The organism is Opitutaceae bacterium (assembly GCA_015075305.1).
Classification (GTDB): Bacteria; Verrucomicrobiota; Verrucomicrobiia; order Opitutales; family Opitutaceae; genus UBA6669.
The window spans coordinates 157602-183586 of sequence record JABTUS010000009.1 but is presented as its reverse complement, the minus strand read 5'-3'; the positions used below and the strand labels follow the sequence as shown (position 1 = coordinate 183586).

Sequence of the window (25985 nt, the reverse complement as noted above, 5' to 3'; positions counted from 1 at the left end):
ATCTTGATCTCAATCAAGCTTATCAAATTTGCCGGCGGTGCAATGTAACGGACGAACCCTGGGCATGACGATGCACGCCCCCGCTCCAGTGGGGGGAGAATTGACGATCGTTCCTTCGCCCGTTCAACCGAAACTCGCCACGATTTCTCGGAGGCGCTGACCGATCGTTTCCGCGCGCAGGATCATCTCCTCCGCCTCGGCCTCCGGCAGGTGCGCGCGACAGTGGCGCCGCCAGAGATCGAGCCAGGCTTGGAAATGAGGCTCCTGAAGTCCGAGCGGCACGTGCTTGAATGGCATGGGGCCGCTATAGAGCGCGGGTCCACCCGTCACGCCGGACCAGAAATCCGCGATCTTGGAGATGTGCGCGGGCCAGTCGTCGATCTGGGCATTGAAGATGGGACCGATCTCCCGGTGCTGGCGGACATCTGCATAGAAATAGCGCAACAGTTTCATCAACGGCTCGCGTCCACCCATGCGGGCAAAGAGTGTTGTCGGGGGAGATTCGCTCATGAAGGAACAAGCAGTAGAGCAATCACCGGAAATTACAACAACCGGCCCCGCGACCGACTACCACTTGCAATCCAGCTTCGCCCACAGCGTGCGTCCGGGTTCATTCACGCGAATCGTGGGAGGAGGAAATCCGGGCACCAGGGTTCCTCCGCGACTGAGGTGCTCCGCGTAGGTGCGATCAAGGATATTGTCCACGCCCGCGGACAACTGCCAGTGCGCTGAGGGTTTCCAGGCTCCGTTCAATGAAAGTGTCGTGAATCCCGGGGAGGGTCCGAGGTCCTGTCCGACAATGCTGCCTTGGTTGATCGCAAATCGATTCTGCCGGGCGACAGAGCGGACAAGCGATCCGATGCTCCAGGTCGATGTGGCATAACTCACCCCCAGCCGGCCCTCAGGAGGCGGCTGCTGGGCGAGCGGGCGATCGTCCGTTCGGTTGTCGCCGCGCACTATGGAAACGGAAGCGTCCACGGTCCATCCTTCGGCAAAGATCCAGCTCAGACTGGATTCCGCGCCGAGGCTGCGCGCATCGACATTGCGTGTGATCGTCGTCCGCCGATTCGTCATCATGCCCATCGATTTCGAAAACGCGCTTTCGATCAGAATGTAATCCTCAATCCGATTTGCGAAGACTGTGAACGATGCCTGCACGAGACGGGAGCGGTGGGTGATGCCGGCGTCGAACTGGGTTGTCAGTTCGGGACGCGAGGCAAAAGCGCTGACCGAATCAGCGCTCTCCTTGCTGAAGAGTTCCCAGTAGTCGGGGAAGCGCCGGGTGTGTCCCAGACCGGCGAAAGCGGAAAAGCCGGGACGCCATTCATTCTCGTAGCGCAGGAAATATGAAGGCAGCCGCGCGGCGCGCGTGTGCGCCGCAGTGGGATTCATCGCCGAGCCCATCATACCGGTCGCGACAGTCATGCGGTGATCGGTCGCCCTCCATGCATCGAGCCGGACACCCGACACGATGCGCTGGCTTTCAGCAATGATACGCGTGGCCTCCGTGAAAACCCCGAGAACGGAAAATGCTGCATCCTTCACGCGAACCTTGGATTCATACGGATCTGCAGCTTCATCGCCGGTGCTTCGGATGCGGTGACGATTGGCCTGAAAATCGGCACCGGAGGCGAGTTTCCACACCCCCGCCCGATCCGGCGACATCCTGGCCAGCATGCGACCCCCGATGGTCTGTCTATCGGGATTCGATGCCGCCTTTCCGGGCATCATCGGCGTCGGGCCAAAGGAGCGGATCGAGTAGTTGTCCATCACATGGTCGACCCCGTTGTAGAACAGGTTGGCCTCGATTGAATCGATGGCTTCCGCGGCCGCGTTCGTCCGGATCCGCAAACTGAGATTGCGACGCGCAAACTTCGAGCCGTCCATCGCGCGATCAGCATAGGCCGCCTCGCCATCGCTGGCAATTGACGAAAGCTCAATCACGGTGTCCGCGGAGGGAGTCCAGCCGAGCGCTGCACGGCCGCTCCAGCGCTCATACGCCGAAGCGACGGACCTTCCGTCTCCGTCGCGGTAGTCGTCGGAAGCGGTGCGTGTCCCAGCAACCTCGCCATACACACGCGGCTTTCCCGCGCGGATTTCCAGGAACTGGTCGTTGCGCCCGTATGATCCGAAAGTCAGCGCGCCCGTGGTTTTCGAGGATGGTTCGGAATACCGGGGAGGATTGCGTTCGAACAGCACGACTCCCGCGGAGTTGCCGGATCCGTGCAGCACCGACTGGGGACCTTTCAGGACCGTGATGCGATCGTAGGATGCGGGGAAAACATAGGCGGTCGGCGGGTCCATGCGACTGCCGCAGCCGCCGAGGATGTTCTCGCCGTCGAGAAGGATGCCGAGCCGCGAGCCCGCCATGCCGCGCAAAACGGGATCGCCGTCGGTGCCTCCCTTGCGGATGACGTTCATGCCCGCGATACCGCGCAGGGCCTCCGCACCGTCCTGGGCGGGAATGGGCTGCGCGGGTGCGCGAGGATCGGTGGTTACGCTGAGAGGGCGCTCACTGGGGCGTGCGGTGATGACCACGCGTTCGAGTTCAACGGCATGCTGATGGCCGATGTCATCGGCGCAAAGCGAATGTGCGCATGCGAGTGCGCAGAGCGCGGAGCTGGAGCGTGGAAAGGATGAAGTGATGGAGGAAGAAATGGATTTCATGGCGGTCGGGTTTGTTCATCCGCGGATGTCCATGCACGGCAGACGCTGCCGTTGGACGCTGTCCGTCGGGGTGATGCCGCACGAAGGCGGCGGTGTCCTGATTGCGGGGAAGACTCCCCGCCAAAGAATCAGGCGACGACCCGCGGTGGAGGCACCGGTGGCGCCTCCTTGTTGGGAGCCAGTGCCTGCGACTCAACCCAACGCCGCCCCGATGAACCGAGCGGCGCAAAAACCATGATTGGCGGAATGGACGGAATGAGCAGGGGGGACTTGATGAATCCCGCGGCGGACTCCAATCCATCAGAGGCTTCTGCCTTGGCGTCACTGACGACCCGGCAGATCTCGCAGCGTTTCTCAGGGGAGAGCAGCGTGGCGATCGCCTCCGCCGGTGTCTCATCCTCAAGACTGACGGCCACCATGCGGCCCCATGCGAAAACCTGCAGGGCATCCCAGTGCACACCCGTGGCGAACACGCCACCCAGAAGCAGAAGGATCAGTCTCAGATGGGCAAGGCCTGGTGCCTGGCGCACTGGGACTCGACCGTGACTGGACGGTGTGATCATGGGCTGGGTTGGACGTGACTGTTCAAGCTGAGAGGAAGACTGTCGGAAAGCCGCCGTCAAACGGCATCGTCGAAAACCCGGCGACTATTTGCAGAAGTCAGACCACCTCTTGCGGCAGCTAATGAGGCGCGCGTCAGAAATTGACCCAGCGACCGCCATCCTCTTCACCGCCTTCCGCCCAGTCGTCGATATCTGCGCATCAACAATGGACAAGTTCCCCTGTGTCGCCGGAAGGCCGTTTCGCCCTGCCACTTGACACTCATCCAGGTGGCGGGTCCTCCGCGGAAATGGAGGAATACGCAGTCGACCCTCTGAAATTCGACAGGATTCAATACGGGTGCGGATAGAATCTCATCGACGGCTGGCTGAATGTGGACGGCTTCAAGCACTACTATGCCTGGGACGTTGTGCCGGATGCCGTCAAGGCGCAGATCTTCCGGTGTGAGCTGGTGGGCGAGCATCCGTTTCCAAGCAACCACTTTCGATTTGGCTTTGCAGAGGACTTTCTGGAACATCTCGATCAGGCCGAGTCGCTGATCTTCCTGAGCGAAGCCTGCCGATGCCTGCAATCCACCGGGGTGCTTCGCCTTTCGTTTCCGGGCCTGTCCGGTGTTCTCTCCAGACACTACCGATCCAGCGATTTTCAAGGGAGCCACACCGGAATTGTGGAGGCATTCCAGACCTGGCGCCTCTAGCACTTCTGTTGCAAGGACGGCCTCGGGCTGGTGGCAAGGCACATTGGTTTTCGAGAGGTCCAAGAGGTTCCCTTTGGGAAATCGGAACATGACGCGCTGCGTGGAAGGGAAACGCGTCCCGATCAAATGGATCTCAACCTCATCGTCGAGCTCACGAAGTGACGCATTCAAAGAGCCCCATCGGGAGCTGACGCATGAGCTGTTCCTTGGGCTTTGCCCTTTGGCAGATTTTTTGAAATCTCAGGACATGGCATCGGCTTCAATTGACTTCCGGAATACGAACACCGTCTGGTCCTCCGTGATGGTGGAGTCGCTGGTGCGACTCGGCCTGCGCCAGGCGGTCGTTTCGCCGGGATCGCGCTCGACACCGCTAACGATGGCGCTCGTGCGTCACTCCGCGGTCGAGACAATTCCCGCACTGGATGAGCGCTCGGCCGGTTTCTTTGCGCTCGGGCTGGCACGCCGCGCGGGAAAGCCCGTGGTCCTCGTTTGCACCAGCGGGTCGGCGGGAGCCCATCTTTATCCCGCCATCATCGAAGCTTCCGAGTCCGGCGTCCCGCTGATCGTGCTCACCGCCGATCGTCCTCCGGAGCTCAGGGAGTGCCATTCCGGCCAGACGATCGATCAGCAGAAATTGTACGGAGACCATGTGCGCTGGTATCACGAGCTTGCCGTCCCGGAGCCGGCTCTGGACCTGCTGCGGTGTGTGCGCCAGCAGATGGCTCACGGCTGGAGCCGCGCGAGCGGGCCTTTTCCCGGTCCCGTGCATTTGAACGTGCCTTTCCGCGATCCGCTGGCCCCGCTTCCCGACGGACGGGTGCGCGAACTCGAGGGGAGGATCGATGATTTGTTTTTTGAGCACCTCGGCACTGCGGTGTGCGCCGGATCCGAAGTCGTCACTCGCTTCCGTACGGCCACCTCGCGCGGGTTGATTGTCGCAGGACCGGCCGCGCCCTTTAACGCCGCAGTCTACGCGGCGGCTGCGGGCAGGCTCGCCGCGGCCACCGGCTGGCCGGTCCTCGCGGACACGCTTTCCTCGCTGCGTACTGAGTCTTTGGATACAAACGCGCCGATCGTTTCGTCCTATGACGCGATCCTGCGCAACGAACGCGTTTCCCGCCTTCTCGCCCCCCGGCAGATCCTGTGCCTCGGAGGATGGCCGACCAGCAAAGTGCTGCGCGCGTACCTGGAGGCGAGCCAGGCGGATGTGCTGCTGGTGTCTCCCACCGAAAGGAATCGCGATTCCCTCCATGCCCGCACCCGTCAGATCGCGGCCCCGGTCGAATCGCTCGTGCCCGAGGGCGCGGCGCCGGGGGACGACGCGTATGCGTCCCTCTGGCGCAGGGCCGAGGCTGTCGCGCGTTCCGCCCTGGATGCGGGATTGAAGGACTGCGGCCAGTTTGAAGGCAAGGCGGCCTGGCTACTCGCTCAGGTGCTGCCGGAAAACACTCCGGTCTTTGTCGCGGGAAGCATGCCCGTGCGCGATGTCGAGTACTTCTGGCCGGTGAACCACCGGCGCCCGCAATTCGCGTTCAACCGCGGCGCCAATGGCATCGACGGCACCCTGTCCTCCGCCCTGGGCATGGCTCACGGCGGCCGCCCGTCGGTTCTGCTCACCGGAGATCTCGCCCTGCTGCACGACACCAATGGCGGTCTGCTGCTCAACCGGTTTCGTGGTTCGCTGACGATCGTCCTGATCAACAACCGCGGAGGGGGAATTTTTGAGCATCTGCCCATCGCCGCGTTCAATCCTCCGTTCGAGGACTACTTTGCCACGCCGCAGCTTGTGGACTTCTCCCGCTGGGCTGCGACCTACGGAATCGAGCACACTCTGGTGGGTGACTGGAATGCCTTCGAACGAGCGGTGGGCGCGCTGCCCGCGTCGGGCGTGCGTCTGCTTGAGGTGCGCACTGATCGCAAATCAGACGCGGCGTTCCGCAAGGCGCTTTTCGCGCAGGTGGCGGCGCGGGTGGGCGAAGCCATCGCGACCTGACGGTGCCGCCGGCTCGGACCGGGCGGATCCGTCAGAGCTGGACCGGCAGTCCTATCTCGATGATCTGCGTGGGCGCGATGCGGTAGTAGTCCTTCACGGAGGTGGCGTTGCGGCTGAGAAACGCGTACAGGTTTTTCTGCCAGTGGAACATGCGCGCGCTGCCTCCGCCGATGATCATCTCGCGGTTGAAGTAGTAGGTCGTGCTTTGCGGATTCACGGGGATCCCCTGGGCCATGATGCGCTCGACCAGGCGGCTCACGTCGGGCAGCTCCATGTAGCCGTAGCGCACGATGGCGCGCCACACGCCCTCCCCCATGAAGCTCAGGGTCATGCGCTCCTCTTCATCGACGACAGGCACCTCCTGAGTGGTGATCGTCAGCAGAAGCACCGTTTGCTGAAGGCACTTGTTCGCCTTGAGATGATGCAGCAGCGCGAGCGGCGTGCCCCTGGGCGTGCCCACCATGAAGACGGCGCTTCCGGGGATGCGGACGATGTTCCTGCTCTTCGCTATGCTGGAAAGTTCGAGTTCGGTGATCGCAGTGCCGTAAACGCGCTCCCGGATCTCCGTCTTGCCTGTCTTCCAGGTGTGCATGATGGCGAACAATCCGGCCGCCAGCGCCAGCGGAAGCCAGCCGCCGTGGATGATCTTCGGGACATTCGCGGCGAGAAATCCAAGGTCGACGGCGGCGAAACACACGCACATCGAAACCGCGGCGGCGAACGACCAGCCCCACGCACGCCGGGCCACAAAGAACAGCGCAAAAGTTGTCACCGACATCGTTGCGGTGACCGCAATGCCGTAGGCTCCGGCCAGCGCCGATGAAGTCTGGAACAAGAGCACCGTCGCGATCGAGGCGATCGCCATGCAGATGTTGACCAATGGGACATAGATCTGACCCCGCTGCTCGGCATTGGTGTGGCTCACCCGCAGGCGGGGGAAATAGCCGAGCTGGATAGCCTGGCGAATCAGTGAAAACGTGCCGGAGATCAACGCCTGGCTGGCAATCACCGCGGCAATGACCGAGAGAATGAGTAGCGCGCTTCGCGCCGCACCCTCAGGCGCAAGCGAAAGAAACGGGTTTCCATTGTCGTACGGATGGGAGAGGACGTAGGCCCCCTGTCCGAAATAGTTCAGCGCGAGCCCGGGCAGGACGAGAGTGTACCAGGCGCGCAGGATGGCGGGACGCCCGAAATGGCCCATGTCCGCATACAGCGCCTCGACACCGGTGATCGCCAGGACAACGGAGCCCAGAATGCCGGCGGCTTCAGCGGGATGGTTTCCAAGGAGGAGGAAGGCATGCACCGGATTCAGCGCCCGCAGGATGGCGGGAGTGTTCACAACGTGAAACAAACCCAGCGAACCAAGCACGATGAACCAGCCCGCCATGATCGGACCAAACAACTGGCCGATGCGATGCGTGCCCTTGTGCTGCACCCAATACAGCGCCACGAGAATGGCGATGCAGAGCGGAACCACGAAACGTTCCGAAGCGGGCAGCACCAGTTTCAATCCCTCGGCGGCGCTCAGCACGGAGATGGCGGGGGTGATCACACCCTCGCCGCAAAGCATGCATGCGCCCAGCAGCACGAGCGTGACTCCCGATCCGATCCTGCCCGGAGCCTGCTTCACCCGCTCCAGCCCGCTCAGCGCAAGCAGCGCGAAAATCCCCCCCTCACCGTGATTCCCCGCCCGCATCACCACCGTGATGTACTTCACGCTCACGATGAGCATCAACGACCAGAAAATCAGCGAGAGCACCCCCATCACCCCGCCGATGCGATCCGCAGGCGCGAGATGCTCGATCGATTCTCGAAACGCGTAGAGGGGACTCGTCCCGATGTCGCCAAAGACCACGCCCAAGGCCCCCGCCAGCAGGGAAATCGGCACACCACGTCCAGACGTGGATGAAGCGGACGGAGACGACATGGACTTCATTGTTCTTTCAAGATTCCCGACTCTCCAAGCCCTTTTCTTCCATTATGACCCAACGGTTGCAACCGTGGTGCATTGACGTCGCCGCAAATCCATCCAGCGTTGCAGGATGATGAATCCGCCCGAATGGAAAGAGGTCAAAACGTATTCAGACATTCTCTATTGCAAGATGGATGGAATCGCAAAGGTGACGATCAACCGCCCGCACCGACGCAATTCCTTCACACCCGAGACGGTCTTTCAGATGTACGACGCGTTCATTGACGCCCGGGAGGATCCGGGCATCGGGGTGATTCTGCTCACCGGAGCGGGTCCGCACACGGACGGGAAATATGCGTTCTGCGCAGGCGGGGATCAGTCCGTCCGCGGCCACGCGGGATACGTGGGGGGCGACGGTGTGCCGCGGCTCAACGTCCTGGATCTCCAGAAATTGATTCGATCGATTCCGAAGGTGGTCATCGCGCTCGTTGCGGGTTACGCCATCGGCGGCGGACACGTGCTCCACGTCGTCTGCGACCTCACGATTGGAGCGGACAACGCAATCTTCGGCCAGGTGGGACCGCGCATGGGCAGCTTTGACGCGGGTTTTGGATCCAGCTATCTCGCGCGCCTCGTGGGACAGAAGAAGGCGCGTGAGATCTGGTATCTGTGTCGCCAATACAGCGCACAGCAGGCGCTCGACATGGGATTGATCAATGCGGTGGTGCCTGTCGCGGACCTCGAGGCCGAGGGCGTCAAGTGGGGACGCGAAATCCTGGGTCACAGCCCGCTGGCGATTCGGGCGCTGAAGAGCGCATTCAACGCCGAACTCGACGGGCAGGCCGGCATCCAGGAACTGGCCGGAAACGCCACGCTGCTCTACTACATGAGCGAGGAGGCGAAGGAGTTTCACGGCGCACAGCGACAGAAGCGCAAGCCAGACTCCCGAAAGTTTCCCTGGCTGCCATAGGAAGCCCGCCCCGGGTATCCATAATTTGAATACATCCAGCGGCACCGTCGCCCATCGCGCATGCGCGCCAGGCCATGCGAAGGCGTCCCATCCGCGTGGCTGCTCACCCCTTGACTGCGCCGGCCACGACTCCCTTCACGATGTGACGCTGCAGCAGCAGGTACACGAAGAGGATCGGCACCGTGACGAGCACTATGCCTGCGAACAGCGATCCATAGGTGCCGCGGTACTGCGCGGTGATCGAAAGATTGGCCAGCCCCATCGGCAGCGTCCGCGCCGCATCGTCGGCTCCTCCGCTCGTAAGCATGAAGGCAAAGAAGTATTCCTTCCACACACCGATGAACTGAAAAATCGCCACAGTGATCAGCCCCGGCCTGGCGAGAGGCAGTTGGACGCGCCAGAAAGAGGCGAACTCCCCGCATCCGTCCATCACCGCAGCCTCATGCAGGGAGCGCGGCAGGGCCCTGAAGAATCCCGCGAGGATGAAGATCGCGAACGGCAGCCCGTTCGCGATGTAAACGGCAATCAGGCCGATCCGGGAATTCAGCAGGCCCACCGAACGCAGTTCAAAGAAGAGCGGCACAACGGCGAGCTGCGCCGGGATCATCAGACCCGCGAGAAAAAGCCAGAAGACAACCCCGCCTGCAGGATGATAGAATCGTGCGAGTGCATATCCGGCCATCGATCCGAGCAGGACGATGCCGGTCACCGACACCACGGTCACCACCACGCTGTTGAACAGGTAGTCGCCAAACCGGGCCTCGCGCCAGGCGCGCACATAGTTCTCCGTGCGCAGGTCATCAAGCGCCGGGAGCGCGAACGCATCGCGATAGATGGCGGCGTCCTCCTTGAGCGACGAATAGGCAACCCAGACCATCGGATACACGACCCAGACCGCATATCCGGCAAGCAGGATGAAAATCAGTCGTCGCGAAATCATCTTCCGCGAGAGACTTGTCCGGCAGCCGTCCTCCCTCAACCGGATTCTGAGTCGAGCCCGACCGCCTGCGTGAGGCAGCCACTGCCCCGCATCCTCAGGCCGGCTGAACCGGCTGGCGCTCGTGCACCCAGAAGCGGGTCACCACAAGGTGCCCTTGGCGCACATCGTAGCCCCATTCCGTGTCCAGCATCTCCGCAGGATTGGCATTGGCGCCACCCTGCAGGGCGAGCCGCTGCAGCCGGCTCCATTCACGCACCGCAAGTAGGCGCGCGGACACGAAGGCTTCCTCCACTGAAGTAAACACCCCGCACGACTTGGTGCGCTGCGTCGGCTGCCCGTCCTTCCCCACCTCAAGGGAAAACTGCAGGACCGTGAACGCCGTGGTGGTTGACTTCAAATTTTCCATGGAAAGCAGCTTACTCTTTTCGCTCTGAAATGCTAGGGTTTTATCCTCAGTAGTATTGCGAACCCCCAAGTGCTGCGCGGGTAGTTTTTTCCGAAAAATTGGGGAATTTCACGGGCTGCAACTCAGCGGCCTGGCACGTTTCTGGCGACATCGTCCGCAAAACGCGTCACCGCCGCGCTCAACTGCCGCGCAAGCGCCCCGAAATCACGCCCGTCCCAGTCCAGATCGTTCACGATCACCTGGTCCCGCGCAACCTGCCTGCCATCGGTTGCGTCAAGTATCTGGAAGCCCGCCACAAACAGCATCCCCGGACTCCCTCCGCGAGGCGCGCTGCCTTCGCACCGCAGCACCTGCACCCGAAGGTCCCACCGCCTCGTTTCGCCGGCATTCAGCGGAAAAGAAACGACGGACGCGGCACCCAGCAGGTTGACAAGCCGCTCCCTGACGATCCGCTGAATTCCGGCATCCAACGGCTCGGCCCAGCGCGAATAATCCTCGTAGCGCACTTCATTCTCCCCCACGCGCACGACCATGCTCTTGGTATTCCTCAGGTACGCCGGCAGTTCAATCGATCGAATGGCCAGCGTCCCACCTGCCGCAATCGCAGGCAGGGTCGCGGCTTCGGGTCCATCCAGGACATAATAGCGGGTGGGATCCGCCGCCGCTTCGGGAATGATGGAGCAGCCCGCAACCGCAATCCCTCCAAGCACCAGAAGAATCAATCTTGCCTGGCGGGAAAAGGCGGCGCTTGCGGCGCGGACAAAATCCATGGCTGCCATTTGCGCAGGAGAGTTTCTCATTGGGGATGCTTCCTTCCGGTCAGGAGTGAATTTGGATTGCGCTCAAGAAAGTCCGTGAGCCTCTGGATCGAAGCCACGGCATCCGTGAACTGGGAGAGCGCCCGTCCGGCCTCTTCGCCAAGACCGCTTTGCGCATTGACAAACGTCTGAACCGTTGCAGCCGCGGAGGAGAACGATTCCAACGTGCCCCGGGCCTGAGCCAGGGTCTCCCCGAGCTGCTTCACGGTTGGCTCAATCGTGCCATCCAGCCGCGCAAGCGTCGCGCGGAACTCAACCAGCGCCGCGTTCAGGTTCTGAATGGCATCGGGCAGCTCCTTCGATGAGGCCAGCGCATCAAGCGACCGCCCCGCCTTGGTCCATTCCTGCGTGAGCACCGCAAGATCGAGGCCGTTGATCTGCCGCCGGGCATCGACCAGCAGTCCCTTGATCTCCTTCGCAAGTCCCGCGAAATCCACATGCCTCAGATCCACGAGTATCTCATCCAGATTCGCCTGAAACTCCTTGAGGGAGGAATCCATTGCCGGCATCACCACGTACCTGGCGTCACTGGAGGGAGTCGACGGCAGAGGATACTCCCTGGGATCGACAAAGTTCAGCTCCACGTACAACAGGCCGGTCGCAAGACCAAGAACCCCAAGCTGCGCACGCAGGCCATGGTCGATCAGCTTCTGCAACTCCTTCCGGCTCGATAGATCAATCAGGTCACCCTTTTCGTCCGTCAGCGAATTTCGGCTCAGCTCGCACACGACGGCGACAACCGAAAGGTTCTTCGGGGACGAATAGCGGATGTTGAGGTCCACCACCCTGCCGACACGCACGCCGCGGAGCTTCACCGGCGATCCGAGGTCGAGTCCTTGGATCGACTCATTGAAATAGACCATGAAGCGCTCGGGCTTGGCGAAAAGGTTGATGCCGCCAAATGAGAACAGCGCGATGAGCGCGAGCACGATGGCGCCCAGGACGAAGAAGCCAACGAGCGCGGGACTGACCTTGTTTTTCACTGGATTGGAATAGACAGGAGCTCTCGTCGAAATTCAACGCAGGGTTTGGGGTGATTTCATGTTGTTGCGCCGGGGCCCGCGCCAGAGTGAGCGGCGGCGGACTCCTGGCACCTGAGAAACCTTCTCACCCGGTCATCCGGACTGTTTGCGCACAATTCACCCGGAGCACCCGTGGCGATGATCCCCTTTGTCGCCTTGTCCAGCATGATGACCCGGTCGCCAATCCTGAAGATGCTGTCGAGTTCGTGCGACACGACAACACAGGTTGTTCCGCGCGTCGCCCTGATCTCCAGGATGAGATCGTCAATCTCCCGCGAGGTGACGGGATCCAGGCCCGCGGACGGTTCGTCAAAAAAGACAATCGCCGGGTCCAGTGCCAGCGCCCTGGCCAGGCCGGCCCTTTTCTTCATTCCTCCCGACAAGGCCACCGGATAAAAATCCTCATACCCGGTCAATCCAACCTGGGCGAGCTTCAGGCGGACAAGGTCATCAATCTCACGCGGCGAAAGCCGCGAGTATTCCTGGAGGGGAAGCGCGACATTTTCGCGCAAAGTGAGGGACGTCCACAGGGCCGCGCTCTGAAAGAGCACGCCAAAGGTTCTCAACAACTCGCGGCGCGCGGCGGCATCCGCGTCCAGAAACGGCTGCCCAAAGAACGAAACCTCTCCATGCATGGGCCGGACCAGTCCGATCATATTGCGCAGCAGCGTGCTCTTGCCGCAACCGGATCCTCCTATGATGAAAAAGATCTCGCCGCGCCCAACCGAGAACGTGATGTGCTCCAAAACCAAACGTCCACCGTATCCACAATCCAGATCCTTGACGTCGATCGCGGGTTGAGTGTCCACCATTGTGCTAGAGTCCAAGGATGTTAAAGACCACCGCGAACACGGCGTCAGCTACGATTACAAGAAGGATCGACGTGACCACCGCCGAGGTCGCCGCCCGCCCAACCCCCGCGGCGCTGCGGTCCGCCTCCAGGCCGCGCAGGCATCCGGAAAATCCAATTAGCAGGCCGAACACCACGGCCTTTATGATCCCGGTCGAGATGTCGGACAGGTCCACGATCGTCTGCATTTCCACCCAATAGGCGCTGGGCGGAATTTCCAGCACCGTCTTCGCCACGAACATGCCCCCCAGCACGCCCAGCAGGTTCGCATACATGGCCAGCAGCGGCATCATGATCCCGAGCGCGACAAGGCGGGGCATCACCAGAAAATCGATCGATACGATTCCAAGACTCTCCAGTGCGTCGATTTCCTCACCGGCCTTCATGTTGCCAAGGGTGGCGGCAAAGGCCGCGCCTGTGCGGCCCGCCATGATCACGGCCGCCATCATGGGTCCCATCTCCCTCACCACAGCCAGGCCGACAAGATCGGCGACATAGATGTCGGCGCCGAACTGGCGCAACTGCACCGCCGCCTGATACGCGAGGATCAGACCCACGAGCAGGCTGATGAGGCTCACGATCGGCAATGCCATCGCCCCGCACTGCTGCATCTCCGAAAGACAGTCCCTCCATCGAAAGCGCTGCGGCTGCCGAGCCAGCCGGAAGGCGCTCAGCACGCATTCGCCAACGAATGTGTACATGCTTCGCGAGCGCTTGGCGAGGTCATGGGTCGCCAGTCCAACTCGCGTCAGCACATCCTTCCGGGCCCTTCCACCCGCCCCTCCAGTCGAATCCGACGTCTGTTGCAGCTTGTCGACCATCGCCTGGATTTCGGCTGGAATGCGTGCCAGATCACAGCGCATCCCCCGATCATTCGCCCAAGTCCTGGCTTCATTCAAAAACAGGACGAGAGCGCTGTCCCACGACTGTACGGCGTCCATCTGAAGAACCACTTCCGCCGGCTTGTGGCCCCGGACCAGGTCCGCAAAATCCGGCCTTGCCTCCGCAATGCGCCACTGTCCGCCAAGCTCCACGATGAGGGAGTCATCGTGCGTGCTCACCTGGGCTCGCGCGGGATTTGTCGCGGGGGAAACCGGCATTGACGGAAAATCATCCAGTCCAGGCGACACGGCAAAGCCAAACTGCTTGCACCCGTGCTGAAGTTTTGGGGAGCTTTGACCCTCTCATGCCTCCGCGCACCGCATTCTTCGACCTCGATGGCACCCTGGTGGATCATTTTGCCGCCATCCATCGAAGCTATGTTCACACCCTGCCTCAGTTGGGCCTGCCCGCCCCCACGCTGGAACAGGTCCGCAGCGCTGTCGGCGGCGGCTTGGAGCGGGCGATGCTTCGATTTGTCACTCAGGCGCAGCTCGCCGACGCTCTGACAATCTACCGCGACTACTTCGATCGCACCATGCTCGATGATGTAATCCTGCTTCCGGGTGCCAAAGAATCCCTTGCGGCGTTCTCAGCACGGGGCTGCTCGTGCGCAGTCCTCACCAACAAACTGGGAACCGCATCCCGCCGCATCTGCGAACACCTGGGAATCACGCACTGGCTCAAGGGGGTTTTCGGAGCGCACGACACTCCCTGGCTCAAGCCGGACGTTCGTTTTCTCACCCATGCACTCGCCGAAATGAAGCTGCCCGCCGAGCGGCTGCTGATGATTGGTGACTCTCCGTTCGACGTGCAGACTGGCATCAATGCGCAGTGTCCCTGCTGGGCGGTCACGACCGGCACCCACGACACCGGCCAGCTTCTCGCCGCCGGTGCATCACGGGTGTTTCCCGATCTCACTTCGCTGACCGCCGCTCTTCTGGCAGAGCCTGCATCACGCTGATGACTCAAGGCGGTCCCGCATTCCACCCACCCGCAACGCCGCCGCCCGTGCTTCAAACGCAGCCCCGTCTTCGGCAATCCTGGACAATTGCCATTTCCCCTTTGAAGGATTCCAATACCGGCACGGTCTGAAATCGCCTTGGCTTCCCCGCCACACTCCTCCACCTCCGCCACAAGCATCACCGGTGTGCTCGAACGGATCCTCTTCCTTAACGAGGAAAACCACTACACCATCGCCGAATTCCGCCGGGATGAGTCCAGTGGCGCGAAGTCATCCGGCCAGGACAAAGTCACCATCGTGGGCACGCTGCCCGGCGTGCAATGCGGCGAAACGCTTTTTCTCGCCGGCGAATGGACGCGCCACAGCCAGCACGGCACGCAGTTCAAGATCGCCTCCTTTCGTTCGGAACTGCCCGCGGGCGTCTACGGGATCCGGAAGTTTCTCGGCAGCGGCCTGGTGCCCGGCATTGGAAAAACATACGCAGAGAAGATCGTCGACGCCTTCGGCACAGACACCCTGCGCGTGCTCAGTGAGGAGTCCGCGAAACTGCGTTCGGTGCCCGGCATCGGTCCAAAGCGCGCAAAGGCCATTCGCGCCGCGTGGGAGGAGCAGAAAACCTTCCGGGAGCTCTACATCTTTCTCCAGACCTACGGCGTCACCCCAAGTCAGTGCCTCAAGCTGGTGAAACAATTCGGCGGTGGCGCAAGAAACATCCTGATGACCGAGCCCTACCGCGTCGCCCGCGAGATCGACGGCATCGGGTTCAAGACCGCCGACCGCATCGCCATCAATCTCGGCTTTGCCAACGACGCGCCACCGCGGCTCGACGCCGGCCTGCTGTACGGACTTGAGTCCCTGCAGGACGAGGGCCACACCGCCATGCGCGAGGCCGACCTCAGGGACCATTGCGCCGCGCTGCTGGAGACGTCGGCCGCCCGCCTTGAGGAGCGTATTGAAAATCTGGTGACAACCTCCGCCATGGTCCGCCACCGCGCCGCGGGGGAGAATCCGCTCCCGGGTTCCGGCATCCTCCAACTGCCTCACAACGACCGGTGGGAGCAGCGCATCACCGACGTCATCGCCCGCCTGCGCAGCGCATCCAGCGCGCTGCCTCCGATCAAGATACCCGCCGCGCTGGAATGGGCGGGCCAAAAGGCCGGCTTCACCTTCGCGGACCAGCAGCGCATCGCCGTGCAGACCGCGCTCGCGCAGAAATTCTCGATCCTCACCGGCGGCCCCGGCACCGGAAAAACAACGATCATCCGCGCGCTGGTCGAGATCCTCAGGGCGAAGCGCGTGCGCGTCACCCTCGCCGCCCCGACTGGCCGCGCCGCCCAGAGGCTCTCGGAGACCACCGGCGGATTCGCTTCCACGATTCACCGCCTGCTCCGCTTCGATCCGGCGAAAGGCGGCTTCACCGTCAACGAATCGCATCCGCTGGCAACCGACTTCCTCATCGTCGACGAGGCGTCCATGCTCGACACCCGTCTCGCCGCCGCCCTCCTGCAAGCCGTTCCGGCGCGGGCGCACCTGCTGCTCGTGGGCGACACCGATCAACTGCCGAGCGTCGGCGCCGGCGTCGTCCTCAAGGACCTCATCGCCTCCGACCTCGCTCCCGTCACGCGACTCCAGGTCATCTACCGCCAGGAGGGGCGAAGCGACATCGTCTCTGTCGCACACGGCATCAACGCCGGCGACGCCTCAATTCCACCGGCAGTCAGGGATGTCGCCGGCATCCCCGCCTGGAGCGATCTCAGTTTCATTCTCGCCGACTCCCCCGAGGATGCGCTGGGCAAGGTCGTCCAGCTCTGCCGCGACTTCATTCCCGCCCACCATGACGGGCTGAACCCCGTGCAGGATGTCCAGGTTCTCGCGCCGATGCACAAGGGACTCGCCGGCGTGGGCAACCTGAACGCGCGGCTGCAGGCGGAGCTCAATCCCCATTCCCGCGGGATCAAGTGGGGCGGCGCTGAATACCGGCCCGGGGACAAGGTCATCCAGTTGAGAAACAACTACGACAAGGTTCTGTTCAACGGCGACATCGGAACGGTCAAGAGCGTCAACGCTGAGGAGGGAACACTCACGGCCAGTTTTGACGGCCAGACCCATGATTTCAGCCGCGGCGATCTCAGCGACCTCGCCCTGGCGTACGCGATCAGCATCCACAAGTCGCAGGGCAGCGAATTTCCGGTGGTCGTCATCCCCCTCCTCAAGGGCCACTTCATGATGCTGCAGCGGAACCTTCTCTACACCGCGATCACCCGTGGCAGGAAAAAGGTGTTCCTGGTCGGCGAACCCGCGGCCTATGGCATGGCGGTTCGCAACAATGAGGCCAGGCAGCGCATCACCCATCTCAGGGAAAAACTGGCCCGGATCGCACCGCCATCCGCAACCCGCCACTGATGCCGATCCGCGCTTGGCGCGGGAACTCGCATCGCTAGGGTGGTTCAAACTCTCCATGAAATTCAGATCCTGGCTGACCGCATCCCTGGCAGTATCGGCACTTGCGCTCCAAGCAGCTGTGCCCACGTCCGAACCTCCGGCGAAGGTTGCCGGCTTCAGCTACGTCCGCACCCTGGGCGGCATCCAGGAGTACTCCCTCGACAGAAACGGCCTGCAGGTGCTGCTCCTTCCAGACCACTCGACCCCCGTTCTCACCTTCATGGTGACGTATCGCGTCGGCTCCCGCAACGAGGTAACCGGCACGACCGGTGCGACCCACCTCCTGGAGCACCTCATGTTCAAGGGAACGCCCTCGCACAACCGTGAATCGGGCACGAGTCTCGACCAGTTCCTCGAAAGCGTCGGGGCCATTTCCAACGCCACCACCTGGCTGGACCGCACCAACTACTACGCCAATCTCGGCAGCGAGCATCTGGCGAAGATCGTCGAACTCGAGGCCGACCGCATGCGCAACCTGCGGTTGCGCGAGGAGGACCGCCGCCCCGAGATGACCGTCGTGCGCAATGAATTCGAGATCGGCGAAAACGATCCTCTCCGCGTGCTCGATCGGGAGATCACCGCGGCCGCGTACGTCGCGCACCCGTACCACCACTCCACCATTGGCTGGCGCAGCGACATCGAGAACGTGCCGATCGAGAAGCTGCGCGAATTCTACAACACCTTCTACTGGCCGGACAACGCTACCGTCACCGTCGTGGGCGACTTCGATCCTTCCTCTGCGCTCGCGCTCATCGAAGAATATTACGGCCCCTACCCGCGCGCACCAAAACCCATTCCCGTCGTTTACACGGTCGAACCCCCCCAGACCGGTCCGCGCCGCGTCGTCACCAAACTCGCCGGCCAGCTCGGCATCGTCGGCATCGCCTACAAGGTCCCCTCCGGGCGCGATCCCGACACCGCCGCCATCGCGGTGCTGAATGCCATACTCTCCTCCGGAAAGGGCAGCCGCTTCTACCGTGCGCTGACGGACAAGAACCTCACGACAAACGTGCAAAGCGACGCCGGCATGTTCCATGACCCCTCGCTGATCTCGATCTCCGCCTGGCTGGCACCCGGAGCCACTCACGATCAGGTGGAGAAGGTCATGATCTCAGAAATCGAGAGACTGAAAAAGGATGGCGTCACCGAGGGCGAGGTGAGCAGCGCGGTCAACCAGCTTCTCGCAGCGTCCGCCTTTGCCCGCGACGGCTCCTTCGCGATCGCCAGCGCGATCAACGAGTTCATCGCCACAGGCGACTGGACGCTGTTCGTCACGATCAACGATGCATTGAAAAAGGTGGCCGCCGGCGATGTCGCCCGCGTTGCGAACCGCTACCTGCTCGAGGACCAGAGCACGACCGGCTGGTTCGTTCCAACGAACGCCGAATCCACTGAGAAATGAGGCCATTGCTCCCAACTTCCATGAGTTTCATGTTCAATCCCTTCTCCTCTGCGGAAAACACCACTTCGCTGCCGCGCCAGGCGCGGCGATTCCTCGTTGCGGCCGCGGCCGGCTCACTCCTCGCGATAACCCTGCCCGTATCCGCCGGAGCTTCGTCGATGGCCGCTCATGCAATCCGTGCAAACGTCGCCGGGATCGATGTCATCGCCTACCCGACAGGCGTGAAGGAAGTCGTCACCCTCCGCGCATCGCTGCCGGCCGGTGACGTGCTCTCCCCCGGGTCAAATCCCGCCATCGCAACACTCGCCGGAGGCATGCTGGACAAGGGCACCCGGCGTCACGACAAGTTTGCCATAGCAGGCCTTCTGGAGGGAGTCGGCGCGTCGCTCGCGTTCAAGGTCGATGAAACCATGCTCACCATCAGCGGCAAATGCCTGCGCAGGGATCTGCCCTTGGTGGTGTCGCTGCTCGCGGAGCAACTGCGTTTTCCGGCGTTCTCGGAGGTGGAGTTCGAAAAGCTGAAGAAGCAGCTCGCCGGAAACCTTCAGCGCATGCTGGAGCGCACCGACTATCGCGCGAACGAGGTGTTCGTTCAGTCGGTCTATCCGGAAGGTCACCCCAACCACACGCCCGCCACCGCGGACTTCATTGCAGCCGTCAACGGGGCGACCCTGCAGCAGGTTCGCGACTTCCACGCCGCATTCTACGGTCCCGCCAGGTTCACGCTTGTTGTGGTTGGCGACGTCGATCCGTCCACGCTGCAAGCCGAGGTTGCGCATCATTTTGAAGGCTGGCGCGGGGGCCCCCCGCTGCCGGCCTTTGCCAGGGCCGGGGCATCGCGCAGCTTTCACCAAGAGACCGTCTTCATGGCCGACAAGACAAACGTGAGCGTGATTCTCGGCCAGGCGACACAACTTCAGTACACCGATCCCGACGCCCTCGCGATGCGCGTGGCGGGAGCCGTGCTTGGCCGCGGATTCACCGGCCGCCTGATGGCGACCGTGCGCGACAAGGAGGGCCTGACCTACAGCATCTGGGCTGCGGAGGGCAACGACACCTTTGCCGACGGCGATTTCCGGATCAGCGCGGAATTCAGTCCCGCACTGCTCGACAAGGGCATCGCCTCCACGGAGCGCGAGCTCCGCAAGTGGCATGACAACGGCATCACCGCCGCCGAACTCCAGCGCGTGAAGCAGGACCTGATCGGAACCTTCAAGGTCGGCATGGCGACAACCGACGGTCTCGCGGATTCCCTGCTCATCTCCATCCACCGCGGCTACGGAATCGACTGGCTGGACCGCTACCCGTCGATGATCGACGCTCTGACACTCGACCAGGTGAATGGCGCAATCCGAAGGCACGTGAACCCGGATCGGATGACCTTGATCAAGGCCGGCACCGTCGGAACCGCTCCCAAATCCTGACAGTCTTCACGCACGCCGCCTTGGGACATCCGTCACCACGGCGTGCGGGTGACTTTCGCCTCAAGGGCCGCGACGGACTGGGGATCAAGCTCACTCAGGAAATCAAGTCCGGTCATTTCCTCGATCCTGTCGATCGAAGTGCCATACGCCGCAAGCGACGCGCCGGCGGGGGCGTCCTGAGGCAGCACAAACGCCTGGCTGCGCAGCCGCCCCTCGACTTCGTCGAGGATGATCATGAAGAAGCGGTCCGGAATCGCCACGCGCCTCGACAGACGGCGCGGATTCTCGGGGAAGATGGGGCCACAAAACACCCACACCTCGCCGTAGCGCGCGGGATAGTTGCCGGCGATCCTTTGCTCGAGTTCCTTCCACAGACCGGCGTTGAGTTCGTGCGACTGCGGAACGATGTTGGACATCAGGAACGTCTCCCTTTGCGCGGCTTCGCCGAACCGTGTGGCGATCGCATGATTCGGCGCCAGGTGGCCGCGGTCGTAGTGGCTTTTTCGATACGCCTCCGGGGAAACCCTGGCCAGAGTCCGCATGTCGATCTCAAAGTGATCCGGACGGGGCGGCGCGGGCTCCAACCGGTCAAGATCCTGAATGCGATAGGCCGCCCACACCGGACCGCACAGTGTTTCGCTGTACCCGACGACGTAGGCCGAGTTCATCAGGACGCGGACCTTGCCGTGGTGAAAGGCGGTTGAATCCGGCAGCCCGCCGATCGCCAGACGCCGATCGGCGTTCAATCGAAGGGCGGCGGTGGAATCATCCCCGTAGTAGAGCTGCCAGATGTCCCAGACCACCTCGAAGGGCGAAACATGCTTTTCGGCGATGAAGGCATTGTGCACGAGCTGCGCCACCTCGCGCTGCCGGCCATCCGGTTGAAACAGATACCAGCCTCCAAACACACCCAGCGCGATGATGTTGAGCCACAGCAGGCGCCGTCCCAAGCGGAACAGTCTGGACACCCCCCGGATCGAAACCCCGCCCGCCCTCACGACCGCCCCGGCTTTCGAATGGCCTTTTCGAATTTCACCGGATCGCAGTCCAGCCGCTGCACCATCAGCGCCATCGAATCCGCTCTCGTGCTAAAAGCGAAACTTGACGTACCCCTCGAGCCGAAAGGGCAGTTCGGCAAACACGATCTGGCTGCCGGTGTAGGCATCGCCATTGTGAATCCAGTTTCTCTCATTTGTGACATTCAGCAGATCGAGATTGGCGGTCCATTTTCTTGTTTCAAACGACAGCGACAGATTGATCAGAAACTGATCGCGGATCATCCACTCCTTGTCGAGATTCCCCGGCTGCTCGCTCTGCCAGGCGATCGTGGCTCCCGCCCCAAACCCGTTCTCCCAGCGATAGCGGACGCTGCCGTTCAACAGTGTGTCTGAAAACCCCAGCAGCGGCCAGTCGCCTGGCGACACCTGGTTCGCGTATGGATCAAACTCAGCGCCGGCGGTTCCCTTTCCATAGGGCCCCCTGCCGGCGGCATAGGCGGCGTAGATCGACCTTCCGCCGAGCTGAAAGGGGCGGGATTGCAGGTAGCAGCCATTTTGAAAGGTCGCGTTCGCCGTCCATTGCAGCCGCGCATTCGGCTGGTACACCGCCTCAATTTCGATCCCGCTCACGCGGATGTCATTCCTGCGCCCACCGATTGAAACACGCGACCGTGTCTGCTCGAACGCCGTCGTCGCGGTGAAGAGCTGATTCTCCAGCCACGATGCCTTGGCGCCGATCTCCACCAGTTCTGAGAGATTGCGGAAGTCGTCCCGGTTGATCTGCCCATCCGGCACATTCAGGATCACGCCTCCTCCCGTGACATTCCCGAGCGCCGAGCGCATGCGGTTGTGGGTGGCATAGACGGAGATATTGGCCGCCGCGCGATAAACCAGGCTGTAGGCTTCGGAAAGGGCATCGACCGTTTCGGCGTCGCGAAAGGAAATTCCCGACGCATCCTCGAGGGGATCCCGCGCCCGAGCGAAAAACACGTCCTCGCGCCAGCCGATCGTGCCCGAAAGTTTCGGCGTGAACTGAATGTCCTGCTGCCAGAACAACGCGGGATTCCACGTCTCGCTGCGAACGGTTTCAGGACTGTCATAGCTGGCGGGAAAAAACTCGCGCCCGCCCGGTCCGATGAAGCCATGAAAATAGGAGGCGGGATACCGGTTCTTTTCGTCAAACACACGCGCGGGATTCGTGATGTCGAAGTTGTAGAAGTATTCGTTGAAATAGTTCGTGAAGCTCCGGCGTCCCTCGTAACGAACCGTCGCCCCCGCTATCACCCGCTGCGGCATGCCGGCGAGCGAAAAGCTCGCATGAGCCTCCGTTCGGTTCTCCGCCGTGTCCTGCGTCACGTATTCCGCGTACTCGAAGCTGTGCACCCGGCGCCGGTTCACATGCTCGACAAGGGTGCGGTTCACAAGCGTCAGGGCCGGTGAAATCATCCGGGTGAGCACGCCCTGACTGCGGAAGACATTGGCGTTTGAGAAATCCCCCTTCGAAAAGAGCGTCGCATCGCGGGGAAGAATGATGGAACCCGTCGCTGGAATCGGCCCGGGATAAGGGGACAGATCCGCCGAGTCCCCGGTGTAGTAGCGCGCGGAGTCGATCAGCTCCTGGCTGGGCCTGTTCACGCCGAGGATTTCCGGCGCCGCCTGCCAGAGGTACTGTGCCACAAACTCCACGCTGGTGCCTTCGGCGGGTTTCCAGGAAACGGCGGCGAAGGCGTCAATCCGATCATCCCGCACATGGTTCTTCCTGAAGTAGGTTTTCCCGCCCATGCCTTCCAGACTCAGGTGCCACGCCAGGCGGTCGCTGACGGGGGCGGTCGTGTCGATCTGCACGGAGCCGTTCAGAAAACTGGTGTCGCCCGGCGCCCAGGTTCCGACACGGGTGGTGATCACCGTTGACGGGTGCGAAAACTGCGGCCGCTTGGTCACATAGTTGACGTATCCCCCCTGGAAATAGCCGGCGCCGAAAACGGCCGAGCCCGGCCCGCGGACCATGTCGACGGCCTCGACGCCGTTGAACGACGGAAAGTACCCGTAGAGATTGTAGCTCAACCGCTGTCCATTGAGGTAGGTCTCCGCGGTGTCACCGCGCAGGTTGGGCACCGTCGTTTTTCCATAACTCGCCCCGGCGTAGCTGCCGGGTGAATACAGGAGGATCTCCCTGACGCCGTGAATCTGGCGCTCGTTGAACAGCGCGGTCGTCAGCGTGCTCACCGAGCGGGCCGTCTCGAGTGGATTTCGATCGTCCCCGAAGACGGATGAGATCGCACGCGTGAGCGGGTTGATCGATTTTTCCACCGGGAGGCCTGTCACCTGGAACTTTTCCAGGGCAACCACGTCATCGGCGGAGGTCTGCCCCGGGACGCTGGTTTCGGCCGCGAGACTGGCGAGGCCGATGAGAAGGATTCGTGTTGGGTGTCGCATGTTGAATGATGCCCGACCCAATTCGAACTCCCGGGAGACGGAAAAAGGACGCGTCCCGCGACGCGACCTCGCTTGTTTCCTTCGCCGGTATGATCCGTTTCAGGTTCAAAGGGTCGAGCGGCCGAGCGCACCGCAATCTCAGTCCTCCGCGGAGGACACCCCTACGAGCAGAAACGTGACAAACACCCATCCTCACCGTTTCGCAAGCCAAAAATTTCGACCGTCCGCCAATTTACCCTCCCTTCCGGCGTCGTTTCGCGATGCGCGTCCCCAGGTCACGACGGAGCGTGCCTCTCCACCCGATTTTCCCCTCGGCTGCTCGATCATGCGTCCCCCGCTCCGTTGGAGGTGACATGCAGTCATGCCCAGGTGATTGAGAACGACTGATCGGGCCCCATTGGACTGCCGCGTTCCAACGGCTGCGCCCACATGAAGCTCTTTAATCCTGAAGTTCATCCCCTGCTCACCCCATGCTGCTCCGTATCCGCGGGCCTTAACACTTTCTTAATGCTTTCGGCTCTGGTCTTAATTATGCGCCGACAATCCGGTGTGGCATGATGGGCGCATGATGAGCGACCTGATATTCAGCGGCACCACGGTGATCTTCTTCTGCCTCTGCCTGGCGTACGCACGCCTCTGCGAACGGCTTCGGTAGTGTCGCGGTCAACACAATCAACATCCGTCACATGCAGACCGCGCTGATCCTTCTCTTCGCCATGGCAACGCTGGCCTACCTGCTCGCCGCCGTGCTCTGGCCCGAAAAATTCTAGGCACTGCGATGAACAACACCAGCGACTGGCTTCAATTCGCCCTCTTCCTCGGGACACTCACGCTCCTGACAAAACCCCTCGGGCTGCACCTTGTCCGGGTTCTCGATGCGAACGGCAGAACCTGCCTCGATCGCGCCGTCAAGCCGATCGAGCGAATCACCTACCGGATCTGCGGCATTCGGCCGGAGGTTGAGCAGACCTGGATCAGTTACACGACCTCACTGCTCGCCTTCAGCCTCGTGGGCATGCTCTTCACCTATTTCATCCTTCGATACCAGCACCTGCTTCCCCTCAATCCACAGGGCCTGCCCGGCCTATCCGCACACCTTGCGTTCAACACCGCCGCCAGTTTCACGACAAACACCAACTGGCAAAGCTACAGCGGCGAGTCGACGCTGTCCTATTTTTCCCAAATGGTGGCGCTCACCATCCACAACTTCACCTCCGCGGCGGTCGGCATCGGCGTCGCCGCGGCGCTCACCCGCGGCATTGCCAGAAAGTCCGCCAGGAGCATCGGAAATTTCTGGACCGACATCGTGCGGGTCACCTGCTATGTGCTGCTCCCGATCTGCCTGGTCCTGGCCCTGGCGTTCGTTTCGCAGGGAATGATCCAGAATTTCAGGCCTTGCGTCTCCGCGAAGACCCTTGAGGCCATCACCCGGGAATCGCCGGCGGTGGACGCACAGGGCAAGGTCATCACCGGGACGGATGGAGCCCCGGTGATGACGTCGAAGACCGTCAATTCCCAGCTCATCCCCCAGGGCCCCGTGGCGTCGCAGATCGCCATCAAGCTCCTCGGCACGAATGGCGGCGGTTTCTTCGGGGCCAATGCGGCGCATCCCTACGAGAACCCCACTCCGCTTTCGAACTTTCTCCAGATGCTCGCCATCCTGGCCATCCCGAGCGCGCTCACCTACTACTTTGGCCGTGAGACACGGAACCAGAGGCATGGCTGGGCGCTCTGGACCGCGATGACGCTGCTGTTTGTCGCGGGTGCCTGCACGTCCTGGTGGGCCGAGGCTTCCGGCAATCCTGTTCATCAGGCGCTCGGTGTCGCGGCGGCGGACGGCAACATGGAGGGCAAGGAAACCCGCTTCGGCATTCCAGGCTCCACGCTCTTTGCGACCGTTACGACCGCTGCCTCCTGCGGCGCTGTCAACGCGATGCACGATTCGTTCACGCCTCTCGGCGGACTCGTCCCGTTGTTCAACATGCAGACCGGCGAGGTGATCTTCGGCGGCGTCGGCGCCGGGCTCTACGGAATCCTGATCTTTGCCCTGCTTTCCGTGTTCATCGCAGGCCTGATGGTCGGGCGCACGCCCGAATACCTGGGCAAGAAGATCGGGGCCTTCGACATGAAGATGTGCGTGCTGGTCCTGATGGCGCTGTCCACACCTCTGCTGGGATTCACGGCGTGGGCTTGCGCAAGCACCTGGGGACAGGCCGGGCTCAGCAACGCCGGACAGCATGGATTCACGGAAATCCTCTACGCCTACAGCTCCGCAATCGGCAACAACGGCAGCGCATTCGCCGGTCTCGTGGCCAATCCCGCCGATGGCGACCCCCGCTACAACGTGACACTTGGCATCGCCATGCTCATCGGGCGTTTCCTCATGATCGTGCCTGTCATGGCGATCGCCGGAAGCCTCGCCAACAAGCGTTGCGCGCCCGCAACCATGGGAACCCTCGACACCGGGGGCCCCACCTTCGTCCTGCTGCTGATAGGCACGATTCTTCTCGTGGGAGCCCTCTCCTACCTTCCGGCCCTCGCGATGGGACCCATCGTGGAGCATTTCCTGATGGCCGGTGGAGTCCTGTTCTGAGCCATCCGCAC

21 protein-coding genes and 1 riboswitch are annotated in these 25985 nt (G+C 62.2%); of the genes, 9 read left to right on the top strand and 12 right to left on the bottom strand.

All coding sequences use genetic code 11. The features are described from left to right. Positions 1-123 precede the first annotated feature (123 nt). The 3 genes from HS122_17075 to HS122_17065 form a co-directional block, all read right to left on the bottom strand. The gene (locus HS122_17075) at positions 124-510 is read right to left on the bottom strand and encodes a group III truncated hemoglobin (protein MBE7540109.1); all 387 of its coding nucleotides are present in this window, start codon (positions 508-510) and stop codon (positions 124-126) included. A 57-nt stretch (positions 511-567) separates the two neighbouring features. Then, complete coding sequence (locus HS122_17070) at positions 568-2667, bottom strand: TonB-dependent copper receptor (protein MBE7540108.1); 2100 nt, start codon at positions 2665-2667, stop codon at positions 568-570. 128 nt (positions 2668-2795) lie between these two features. Then, positions 2796-3230, bottom strand: a complete 435-nt coding sequence (locus HS122_17065; GenBank protein MBE7540107.1) for a hypothetical protein — start codon at positions 3228-3230, stop codon at positions 2796-2798. A 371-nt stretch (positions 3231-3601) separates the two neighbouring features. Between HS122_17065 and HS122_17060 the strand changes: the two genes are divergently transcribed. Further along, complete coding sequence (locus HS122_17060; protein MBE7540106.1) at positions 3602-3925, top strand: hypothetical protein; 324 nt, start codon at positions 3602-3604, stop codon at positions 3923-3925. Positions 3926-4172: 247 nt separating this feature from the next. Then, entirely contained in the window at positions 4173-5918 is a 1746-nt protein-coding gene (menD, locus tag HS122_17055) for a 2-succinyl-5-enolpyruvyl-6-hydroxy-3-cyclohexene-1-carboxylic-acid synthase (protein MBE7540105.1), read from the top strand. 31 nt (positions 5919-5949) lie between these two features. Here the strand turns inward: menD and HS122_17050 are convergent, their stop codons facing one another. Beyond that, positions 5950-7845 carry a KUP/HAK/KT family potassium transporter gene (locus HS122_17050; GenBank protein MBE7540104.1) on the bottom strand — a complete coding sequence of 632 codons (1896 nt, stop codon included), beginning with the start codon at positions 7843-7845 and terminating at the stop codon, positions 5950-5952. 118 nt (positions 7846-7963) lie between these two features. Between HS122_17050 and menB the strand changes: the two genes are divergently transcribed. Further along, positions 7964-8800, top strand: a complete 837-nt coding sequence (gene menB, locus HS122_17045; GenBank protein MBE7540103.1) for a 1,4-dihydroxy-2-naphthoyl-CoA synthase — start codon at positions 7964-7966, stop codon at positions 8798-8800. Between the two features lie 103 nt (positions 8801-8903). Here the strand turns inward: menB and HS122_17040 are convergent, their stop codons facing one another. The 6 genes from HS122_17040 to HS122_17015 all read right to left on the bottom strand — a co-directional run bounded on the left by HS122_17040 (position 8904) and on the right by HS122_17015 (position 13936). After that, the gene (locus HS122_17040) at positions 8904-9740 is read right to left on the bottom strand and encodes a carbohydrate ABC transporter permease (GenBank protein ID MBE7540102.1); all 837 of its coding nucleotides are present in this window, start codon (positions 9738-9740) and stop codon (positions 8904-8906) included. 94 nt (positions 9741-9834) lie between these two features. After that, entirely contained in the window at positions 9835-10146 is a 312-nt protein-coding gene (locus tag HS122_17035) for a hypothetical protein (GenBank protein MBE7540101.1), read from the bottom strand. A gap of 122 nt (positions 10147-10268) precedes the next feature. Further along, complete coding sequence (locus HS122_17030) at positions 10269-10946, bottom strand: membrane integrity-associated transporter subunit PqiC (GenBank protein MBE7540100.1); 678 nt, start codon at positions 10944-10946, stop codon at positions 10269-10271. Then, complete coding sequence (locus tag HS122_17025; protein ID MBE7540099.1) at positions 10943-11947, bottom strand: MCE family protein; 1005 nt, start codon at positions 11945-11947, stop codon at positions 10943-10945. The genes HS122_17030 and HS122_17025 overlap by 4 nt, the downstream gene beginning before the upstream one ends. A gap of 56 nt (positions 11948-12003) precedes the next feature. Beyond that, positions 12004-12798 carry an ATP-binding cassette domain-containing protein gene (locus HS122_17020; protein MBE7540098.1) on the bottom strand — a complete coding sequence of 265 codons (795 nt, stop codon included), beginning with the start codon at positions 12796-12798 and terminating at the stop codon, positions 12004-12006. A 4-nt stretch (positions 12799-12802) separates the two neighbouring features. After that, on the bottom strand, positions 12803-13936 hold the full coding sequence (locus tag HS122_17015; GenBank protein MBE7540097.1) for an ABC transporter permease: 1134 nt from the start codon (positions 13934-13936) through the stop codon (positions 12803-12805). A gap of 86 nt (positions 13937-14022) precedes the next feature. Between HS122_17015 and HS122_17010 the strand changes: the two genes are divergently transcribed. The 4 genes from HS122_17010 to HS122_16995 all read left to right on the top strand — a co-directional run bounded on the left by HS122_17010 (position 14023) and on the right by HS122_16995 (position 19947). After that, entirely contained in the window at positions 14023-14679 is a 657-nt protein-coding gene (locus tag HS122_17010) for an HAD family hydrolase (GenBank protein MBE7540096.1), read from the top strand. 132 nt (positions 14680-14811) lie between these two features. Continuing rightward, entirely contained in the window at positions 14812-17082 is a 2271-nt protein-coding gene (locus HS122_17005; GenBank protein MBE7540095.1) for an ATP-dependent RecD-like DNA helicase, read from the top strand. A gap of 55 nt (positions 17083-17137) precedes the next feature. Continuing rightward, positions 17138-18523, top strand: coding sequence for an insulinase family protein (locus HS122_17000; GenBank protein MBE7540094.1), 1386 nt, complete (start codon positions 17138-17140; stop codon positions 18521-18523). Between the two features lie 20 nt (positions 18524-18543). Further along, complete coding sequence (locus HS122_16995) at positions 18544-19947, top strand: insulinase family protein (GenBank protein MBE7540093.1); 1404 nt, start codon at positions 18544-18546, stop codon at positions 19945-19947. Between the two features lie 32 nt (positions 19948-19979). On the opposite strand, the gene HS122_16990 is transcribed toward HS122_16995, so the two are convergent. Next, positions 19980-20915, bottom strand: coding sequence for a DNA/RNA non-specific endonuclease (locus HS122_16990; GenBank protein ID MBE7540092.1), 936 nt, complete (start codon positions 20913-20915; stop codon positions 19980-19982). Positions 20916-21035: 120 nt separating this feature from the next. After that, positions 21036-23381, bottom strand: a complete 2346-nt coding sequence (locus tag HS122_16985) for a TonB-dependent receptor plug domain-containing protein (protein ID MBE7540091.1) — start codon at positions 23379-23381, stop codon at positions 21036-21038. A gap of 59 nt (positions 23382-23440) precedes the next feature. Next, positions 23441-23554: riboswitch (TPP riboswitch) on the bottom strand. A gap of 513 nt (positions 23555-24067) precedes the next feature. Between HS122_16985 and HS122_16980 the strand changes: the two genes are divergently transcribed. Both HS122_16980 and kdpA read left to right on the top strand, forming a co-directional pair. Continuing rightward, positions 24068-24151 carry a potassium-transporting ATPase subunit F gene (locus HS122_16980; GenBank protein MBE7540090.1) on the top strand — a complete coding sequence of 28 codons (84 nt, stop codon included), beginning with the start codon at positions 24068-24070 and terminating at the stop codon, positions 24149-24151. Positions 24152-24159: 8 nt separating this feature from the next. Beyond that, positions 24160-25974, top strand: a complete 1815-nt coding sequence (kdpA, locus tag HS122_16975; protein ID MBE7540089.1) for a potassium-transporting ATPase subunit KdpA — start codon at positions 24160-24162, stop codon at positions 25972-25974. Positions 25975-25985: the final 11 nt, after the last annotated feature.